8 protein-coding genes are annotated in these 8,537 nt (G+C 58.3%); 1 reads left to right on the forward strand and 7 read right to left on the reverse strand.

The window, feature by feature from the left end; genetic code table 11:
* Positions 1-45: 45 nt before the first annotated feature.
* The 6 genes from ACIOWL_RS19445 to ACIOWL_RS19470 form a co-directional block, all read right to left on the reverse strand.
* A complete protein-coding gene (locus ACIOWL_RS19445) occupies positions 46-1,119 on the reverse strand; it encodes a hypothetical protein (RefSeq protein ID WP_400389060.1) in 1,074 nt (357 codons plus the stop codon).
* Positions 1,112-1,495, reverse strand: a complete 384-nt coding sequence (locus ACIOWL_RS19450; protein ID WP_400389063.1) for a chorismate mutase — start codon at positions 1,493-1,495, stop codon at positions 1,112-1,114. The genes ACIOWL_RS19445 and ACIOWL_RS19450 overlap by 8 nt, the downstream gene beginning before the upstream one ends.
* Positions 1,496-1,634: 139 nt before the next feature.
* Positions 1,635-3,323 (reverse strand): dipeptide ABC transporter ATP-binding protein, encoded by a 1,689-nt coding sequence (locus tag ACIOWL_RS19455; RefSeq protein ID WP_400389066.1) that lies wholly within the window; start codon positions 3,321-3,323, stop codon positions 1,635-1,637.
* The gene (locus ACIOWL_RS19460; protein ID WP_400389069.1) at positions 3,320-4,297 is read right to left on the reverse strand and encodes an ABC transporter permease; all 978 of its coding nucleotides are present in this window, start codon (positions 4,295-4,297) and stop codon (positions 3,320-3,322) included. Before ACIOWL_RS19460 ends, ACIOWL_RS19455 begins: the two co-directional genes overlap by 4 nt.
* A gap of 2 nt (positions 4,298-4,299) precedes the next feature.
* Positions 4,300-5,397 carry an ABC transporter permease gene (locus tag ACIOWL_RS19465; protein WP_400389073.1) on the reverse strand — a complete coding sequence of 366 codons (1,098 nt, stop codon included), beginning with the start codon at positions 5,395-5,397 and terminating at the stop codon, positions 4,300-4,302.
* 137 nt (positions 5,398-5,534) lie between these two features.
* Entirely contained in the window at positions 5,535-7,175 is a 1,641-nt protein-coding gene (locus tag ACIOWL_RS19470) for an ABC transporter substrate-binding protein (RefSeq protein ID WP_400389076.1), read from the reverse strand.
* Between the two features lie 226 nt (positions 7,176-7,401).
* On the opposite strand from ACIOWL_RS19470, the gene ACIOWL_RS19475 reads away from it, so the two are divergent.
* Positions 7,402-7,761 carry a hypothetical protein gene (locus ACIOWL_RS19475; protein WP_400389079.1) on the forward strand — a complete coding sequence of 120 codons (360 nt, stop codon included), beginning with the start codon at positions 7,402-7,404 and terminating at the stop codon, positions 7,759-7,761.
* 449 nt (positions 7,762-8,210) lie between these two features.
* Here the strand turns inward: ACIOWL_RS19475 and ACIOWL_RS19480 are convergent, their stop codons facing one another.
* Positions 8,211-8,387 (reverse strand): hypothetical protein, encoded by a 177-nt coding sequence (locus ACIOWL_RS19480; RefSeq protein ID WP_400389082.1) that lies wholly within the window; start codon positions 8,385-8,387, stop codon positions 8,211-8,213.
* Positions 8,388-8,537: the final 150 nt, after the last annotated feature.

Here is an 8,537-nt window from a genome sequence, read left to right on the forward strand (position 1 = left end):
GCCGGTTGACTGGCGTAAAGTCGTCCATTTAGGGCAGACGCCCAGCTAGGCGTCCACACGAGTCTGCTCAAGGGCTTGGGCATACCCAATCAGGTGCCCCAAACACGTGGTGACCTCAATTGCGCTGCTGGAGGCAAAGTTTCCTGCAGGCATCAACGTCAGCGCGGACAAACTGCTCAGCGGCAGGCCAAGCTGTTGCCAGGGACGCAGAATCGTTTTGACTCCCTGCACCACCCCGGGTGCACGTCCACCGGGCTGAAGCACTTGGAGGAAAATCTGGGAGCCGGTTTCAACCAGTCCCGCGATACGTTCCCACTGCCGATGACCCAAAAAGGCCGGATCAATCAGCCACGCGTCCACCCCCGCATGATGAAGTAGGTCCACACGCTCAATCCAGGAATCATCAGCGGTGGGCAGATTGACGGCAACGCGCAGCGGCGAAGGTTTCTCACCGTCGGAAAGAATCGCCAAAAAATCCGCATAACTGCTCCGCACCTCGTTGCGGGCAATGGAGCGCAACGTGCGATACCCGCTGGCGGTAGGAACCAAACCGTCCAGCACTGCAGGTAGCGCAGGCTCATCAAGCTGCACCGTGAACTCGCTAATGCCGGTGGCCCGGCTGATCCGATTCAGGTGCTCCCGCACCCCGTAGGCGTAGGCCTCGATGACATCACGACGAGCCCCATGATCGGAGAGAACCTTCTCTCCGTTGGCCAGGTGAAGTCCGGCAACCAGGCTCCAAGGTCCGAACACACTCAGTTTGAGCCGGGACGATGTTTCCTTTTCGGCGCCCAGCACGTCGGCTAACAAGTTCTCATCGCTGCGCAGCAGGCTGCGAGCCCGGCGCGCGTCAATGCCATCCGGGACCCCGATGCGCCAGCCGTGCGGTTGCAGATCGAACCCCAGGTCGGCGACCATGGTGGCGCTACGGCCAAGGGTATCCGCTCCAACCCCACGGTCGGGCAACTGCGGAAACACCGCAAGATTTGGTTCACCCAGTTCACCGCGGATCACCCGATGAATCTCCAACGGGTCGGTGCCCGGGAACTGGCAGAACGTGGTGACGTGAACATCCGGCCGCCGCACTGCGACGGCCGGTGAATCCTGCGTATTAGGCATCGGATCCAGTTGTTTTATGGTTGTCCGAAATATGCTGGTGGTGGCGGATCACCTCAGAAATAATGAAGTTCAAGAACTTCTCCGCAAATTCCGGATCAAGATTTGCTTCATGAGCAAGGCGTCGCAGGCGCTCAATTTGCGCCTTTTCCCGGTTGGGGTCGCTCGGCGGTAGCTGATGGGTGGCTTTCAAATGCCCCACACGCTGTGTCGCTTTAAAGCGTTCGGCCAGCAGGTAAACCAGCTGGGCGTCGAAATTATCGATACTCCCACGGATCGCGTATAGCTCATCGAGGATCTCCTGCTGGACTTCGTTATGCAGGGAACTCGCGTGCGGGTCGAAGGTGTTTTTCTCTTCGGTCAGGTTCGGCTCGCTCATACCCTGTAGTTTACGTGGTCAACCCGCGCATCACCCAGAAGGTGACGTTTCCAGCCAGCAGATAAACGTGTCCGCGCGGCCCAGGACCCACCGGGTTCTGCGCCGCGCGGACCGGCACTGCAAACAACGTTGCGTTGCGTCAGCCTTGGCGGTTCAACTCCTGAATCCGAGCGCGGCGCGCGGCCTGCTCGCGGGGATCAGGAACAGGCAGTGAGGCGATCAGACGCTGGGTATACTCATTGCGCGGGTTGGCCAGTACCTGAGATCCGAGCCCCTCCTCGAGCAGAGTTCCGCGGTACAGCACACCCACCCAGGTCGCTAGCTGATCTACTACCGCGAGGTCGTGGGACACAAAGAGCGCCGCAAAACCCAGCTCGCCTTGCAACTCCCTGAACAACTCCAACACCTTGGCTTGCACCGAAACATCCAGTGCACTGGTCGGCTCGTCAGCAATCAGTAATCTTGGTTCCAAGGCGAGGGCTCGGGCCAACGAAGCGCGTTGGCGCTGGCCACCGGACAGTTCATGCGGGTAACGATTAGCGAACCCCGCCGGCAGTTGAACCGCTTCCAGAAGCTGCGCGACTTTACTCCGGGTTGCGGAGGTACCCAGTTCACGGTGAACCATCAGCGGTTCGGCAACACATTCACCGATAGTCAGGTGAGGATTAAAACTTGCCGCCGGATCCTGGAACACAAACCCAATCTGCTCGCGCAGCGGTTTGAATGTACGTTCTTTGTAGTCCGCCATTTCATAGCCAAGTACCTTCAGCGAACCGCCGGTCATCTTGTTCAGCCCGGCAATGGTTCGCCCAATGGTCGTTTTGCCAGAACCGGATTCCCCGACCAATCCGTAGACTTCACCAGCGTGGATTTTTAGGTCTACCCCATCCACCGCCGTGAAACCAGGTGCGCCCATTCGGCCCGGGAAGTGGACTACCAGATCTTTGGCCTCAACCAGTACTTCTGCCCCGGAGACCGGACGCTCAGCCATCGCCGCGGAGGCGCTTTCTCGGCCAAGATGCGGAACTGCGGCAAGGAGTGATCGGGTGTATTCCTCTTGAGGTGATTCAAACAGGGTCAGCGCTGCGGCTTCTTCCACAATCTGTCCCTGGTTCATCACGATCACCCGATCGGCGATATCAGCAACAACACCCATGTTGTGGGTGATGATCACGATAGCGGTTCCCAACTCGTCCCGCAGGTCGCGGAGCAAGGCAAGGATTTCGGCCTGCACCGTCACGTCCAACGCGGTAGTTGGCTCGTCGGCAACAATCAGCCCGGGTTTGAGGGCCAGCGCCGCGGCGATCACCACACGCTGTTTCTGACCACCGGAGAACTGGTGCGGATAATAATTCACACGTTGTTCCGGGTCCGGGATGCCAACCTGAGCCATGGCCTGGATGGCGCGCTTCTTGGCTTCCTTTTTGGAGATCTTGGTGTGGGCGCGGATTCCTTCCATAATCTGCCAACCCACCGTGAACACCGGGTTCAGTGCGGTGGAAGGCTCTTGAAACACCATGGCGACATCTCGACCTCTGGCGGCCCGTAGGTCTGACGCACTCAGGCTGAGCGTATCCTTGCCGTTGAGGTACACCGCCCCGCTGGCGGCGCCGTTATCCGCCATGATGCCCAACGCGGTACGAGCGGTCACCGACTTCCCGGAACCAGATTCACCCACTATGGCCAGGATCTCTCCGGCTTTGACGCTCAGGTCCACCCCGCGTACTGCCGGAACGGCCCCGGCATCGGTGACGAAGTCGATGTTGAGGCCTTCAATCCGCAGCACCATGTCGTTTTTTTCGGTGAGCTTTGGGACTGTGTGACTCATGCGCCAACTCCTTCCTTGGTGATCCGTTTGGCCTTTTTGCGGCTAAAGCGACGCAACCGCGGGTCGTTTAAGTCGTTCATGGACTCCCCCACCAGAGTCAACCCCAGCACGGTGATCACAATCGCCAAACCTGGGAACAGGCCAGTCCACCAGATGCCGCTGGTGGCATCCGACATTGCGCGGTTCAGGTCATAACCCCATTCCGAGGCCGACGTGGGTTCAATGCCGAAGCCTAAGAAACCCAAACCCGCCAAGGTCAACAACGCTTCGGTGGCGTTCAGGGTGAAGATCAGCGGCAGGGTGCGGGTCGAGTTGCGCAAGAGGTGGGTGAACATTACCCGCCACGGGCTGGCCCCGATGACCTGTGCTGACTCCACAAACGGCTCGGCTTTCAGGCGCATGACCTCGGCGCGAACTACTCGGAAGTACTGCGGGATAAACACCACGGTGATCGAAATGGCCGCCGCCATCACCCCGCCAAAAACCTTAGATTGGCCTTGGGAGATCACGATGGACATCACGATGGCCAATAGCAAGGAAGGGAAAGCGTAGATCGCATCTGCCAGCACCACCGCGACACGGTCGAACCATCCGCCGAGGTAACCGGAGATCAGTCCCAGCAGCACTCCGAGGAACAACGACATCACGACGGCTGCGACGATGACGAAAATCGCGGTTTGTGCACCGAAAATTGTTCGGGAAAACACGTCGTACCCGCCCGAGGTGGTACCCCAGATGAACTGCCCATCCGGGGCCGCTTGCCGGGGGAAATCTCCGCCGGCATCCCCTGATTGCGCGAACCCGTAGGGGGCGATTAGTGGGGCGAAAATCGCGGCAATCAAAAATAGTCCGGTCAGGCACAGTCCGGTGATCAGCATTCCGCGCTGCAAGCCAGAGGACATTTTTACATGAGAAATGATTGGAAGTTTTTGAATCCAGGATTTATTGGATTGCTGAAGAGTAGCGGTGCTCATCGTTAGTACCTGACTCTCGGGTCAATCAGTGCGGCAATGACATCAACAATGAAGTTGGTGAACGCGACGATAATTGCTAGCAGCACCACAATGCCCTGAACGGCAACGAAGTCGCGGGCCGTGAGGTATTCAGCTAATTTGAACCCCAGGCCTTTCCACTCGAAGGTCGTTTCGGTGAGCACCGCGCCTCCGAGCAGCATTGCGATCTGCATACCCATCACGGTGATGATCGGGATCAATGCCGGACGGTAGGCGTGTTTTGTGGTCAAACGGAATTCGCTGACACCGCGGGAGCGTCCGGCTTCAACGTATTCGCGGCCCAAGGTGCCGATGGCGTTGGTACGAACCAAACGCAAAAACACTCCGCCGGTCAGCAGACCCAGCGCAATCGCTGGGAGGATCGCGTGCTGCGAGACGTTAACAAAGGCTTCCATGTTGCCGCTGCGTAATGCGTCGAGCCAGTAGATCCCGGACGGTGCCTGCAGGCTTGTCAGTTGCAACTCGGTCTGCCAGTCGGCCCGTCCGGCGATGGGCAGCCAATGCAGCCAGACTCCGAAAATCAGTTTGAGCAGCAGACCGGCGAAGAAGACGGGCGTGGCATAAGCCAAAATAGCCAGCACACGCAGGATCGCGTCGGGGTAGCGGTCGCGGAACTTGGCAGCAACCAGCCCCAGCGGAATGCCTACGATGAGTGCCACCAGCACCGCATTGATGGCAAGTTCCAAGGTGGCGGCCCCGTAGGTGGCCAGGATGTGGGTGACCGCCGTGTTGTCGGTGAGTGTACGACCCAGATCGCCGGTGAGAATCTGGCCGAGGTACTCGATGTACTGGACAAAAATTGGCCGGTCGTATCCTGCTTCGTGGATGCGCTCGGCAAGCTGGTCCGGAGTCAGTCGTCCGCCTAGTGCCGCCGTGATTGGGTCGCCGGTGACGCGCATCAAGAAAAAGACCGCTGTGATGAGGATAAAAACGGTGGGAATGATCAGCAAAAAGCGTGTGATGAGGTACCGGAAGAATCCCCCACCTTTTTGTTTGGCTGGCTTGGGTGCCGCCAGCGGGCTGGGAGCTTGTCCCGGTGGTGACGTGATGGTCATCGTCAATCCTTTGGAAATCGCAAGATGTGTGCGTGGCGCGCCTGCCTCAGCAGGGCGCAAACCGAAGGGGTTCGCCGCACCGGATCCGATGGATTCCGTACGGCGAACCCCCTGAGGTTGGGCTCAGGCTCAGGTGCTGAGAACTACTTGCTCAGGACACCTAAGCGGAACTTGAACGAAGGGTCAAGGGTTTTGTCAACACCCTGCACGTCCTTGCCGGCCACAGCGACCTGTGCACCTTGCAGCAATGGCAACGTCGAGAGATCCTCGGCAACCATGGTCTGCAGCTTCTCAATGGCCTCGGTACGCTCAGCCGCGTCGGACATGCCACGCTGTTCGGAGATCAGCGTGTCAACTTCCGGGTTGTCATAGTTGTTGGACAGGAAGTTATTCTTGGCGAAGAACGGAGACAAGAAGTTATCCGCATCCGAGTAATCCGGGAACCAGCCCAGCTGGTAGGCCGGGTAGTCGGTGACACGCTGCTTTTGGTAGGTGACCCACTCGGTGGACTTCAAGTCAACGGTGAACAGGCCGTCAGCTTCCAGCTGCTTCTTGACCAGTGCATATTCGTCGCCTGAGCTTGGCCCATAGTGGTCCGGGTTGTACTGCAACGGCAGGCTGACCGGAGTCTGCACTCCGGCATCCTCGAGCACCTTTTTGGCTTTTGCCGCATCCGGTTTGCCATCGGTGCCATAGAGGTCCTTCAGCGGTTCAATGGCGCCGGTGAATCCCTGTGGAACGTAGGAGTAGGCCGGGGTGTAGGTTCCCTTGTACACCTCGCTGGCAATGGTTTCGCGGTCAATCAAATTGGCTGCAGCCTGACGCACCGCCAGGGCCTTGGCTTCGTCTGCATCAGCGGTTTTAGCACCAAACGGCATCGTGTCGAAATTGAATACGATGTAGCGCAGCTCGCCACCCGGGCCCTTGTGAACCACCAGGTTTTCTTCCGTGCCCAGGTCCTCGACATCTGTTGGGGTCAGTGAACGCCAGGCGACGTCGATGTTTCCCTGCTGGATATCGAGCTTGAGGTTGTTCGAATCTGCGTAGTACTTGATGGCCGCCGACTGATTGGCCGGTGCGCCGAGCACACCTGCGTAGGACTCGTTGGCAGAGAGCGAAATCAGGCTGTTTTTGTTATAGGAATCAATCGAGTACTGGCCGCCAAAGGCCTTACCCGCAATGATCTCTTCATCCGCGAGCACCTTGTCCGCAGGGAAAACCTCGTCATCCACAATCGGACCAACCGGTGAGGTCAGAACCTGAGGGAAGGTCTGGTCGTTTGCGACCTTGAGTTTGAACACCACGGTGGTGGCGTCCGGAGCAGTGATCGACTCAACGTTGCCCAACAGCGAGGAAGGACCATTCAGATCTGCAATCTTCAGCTGGCGGTCGAAGGTGAACTTGACGTCTGCGGAATCCAGGTCATTGCCATTAGCCCACTTCAGGCCCGGCTTCAGTTTGACGGTGTACTCCTTGTCCGCGGTGAATTCTGCGGACTCGGCAAGGTCATTTGAGGGTTCTGGGCTACCCGGCTCCGAGTTGAGCAGGAATGGGTAAATCTGGTTCATGACCATGAATGAACCATTGTCATAGGAGCCGGCCGGGTCTAGCGACGTGACCTTGTCGGTGGTGCCGAGAGTGATCGGCGAAGCCGACGTGTCGCCGCTCGGGGAACCCGACGCATCACCTTCATTGGTGGTGGACGAGGTGCAACCGGTCAAGGCGAGGGCGGAAATTCCCACAGCGGCTGCGGCGAGTCGCAGCCCATTCTTCTTGCGAGTCATTAAGTGATCCTTAATCTGTGCGCAGGTTTACGATGATTGAAAACACATGCTTCACATAGACTAAGTGATGCGAGCCACATATGACCAATAACACAGTCGATAGGTTCCCAAATTTTTTGAATTCTCACCGGAATTCGATGTGCTCGCTCACAGCATCGAGCGCTGACTTGCCTTTTCGCAGCTCGCCGACAACCCTACCCACCCCAGTGGATTAGGCTGGAGAGCAATGATGACACGTAGAGACGCAGCCATCGCGTTAGATATCCCCCTAGAAATGGCCAAGAAACACGGTATCCCCTCGAAGTTGAGTGAAGCCGAGTTCCGTGAACTAAACACGAACCCGCCGGCCTGGCTGGCGCAATCCCGCTCCAACCGCACCGGGAAACGACCGGTGTGGGTGCACCTGGTGTGCGAGGTCTGTGGCACCGAGGACTACGAACGACCCAAAAAGTGGTGGCCCACCTTTGATTTTGTGCACTGTGCACATCACTCCCCCGCTCAGCTGCCAAAGCTGGAGTCCGGGAAAACGCGGGTGGAATACCCAGACATTTCTGCGCGCATGTACGGCATCATCGACGAGGATTAGTTCGCCCGCCCGAACTCGCGATTCTAGATCCCCTTGGGCCCAGTTGCTTATGTGGAGCCTGGCCACCAATCTGTGCGTTGGTTCGCCGGGACGAATCTGCACAGGGATCAGATGAGACGGCGTGGTTCCCCATGACGGATCGTGCCATTTTTGGGACATTACGATCAGCCCGTTGCCACTAGGCGCGGGCTGATTTTTTGTGCAGGATCGACCGATAGCGCAGCCCCGGAAACAGTGGCTGCCTCTTGAACAACAGGTCGACGGGCTCGACACCGAGGACCGCACCCATGCTGCCCAACAACTCTGGGATTTCGCCTCTGCCGAGTCGCCGGTCTGATGCGGCCAACGCGAGAACACAAAATGAAGTGTTGGGCCCTGGATTGCGATGCCGACGCCGGCCCCGTTCGCAAATGAGACAGGCGTCGAAAATGTTCTGATAGCAGTAAGCACTACAAGCCAAGCGCCTCGTAGCCATCGCCGCCAAAACCACCGGCCTTATGGGCCTTCAACAGTTCAAAGGCCAGGGCTTGATTGCCAACAACCTCTGCGACGAGGCGGATCGCCTCAGCGAGATCAATGGCACTATTGACCACTGCCGGAAACAACACCGGAAAACGCTCGAGCATCACCGTGGACCTGACCACCTGAGGCTCCTGCTCCCGCGCCCTGCTCAGCACCGCGCCTAGTAGTACTTTGTTAGGTAGGCGGGGGTCGCTGGCAGGTGGGGCAGCGTTCGAGCGTTCCAACGAGGATGTGCTGAATATTTTTCAACACCT

It is taken from the genome of Glutamicibacter sp. NPDC087344, assembly GCF_044744225.1.
In the GTDB taxonomy this organism is placed as follows: domain Bacteria; phylum Actinomycetota; class Actinomycetes; order Actinomycetales; family Micrococcaceae; genus Glutamicibacter.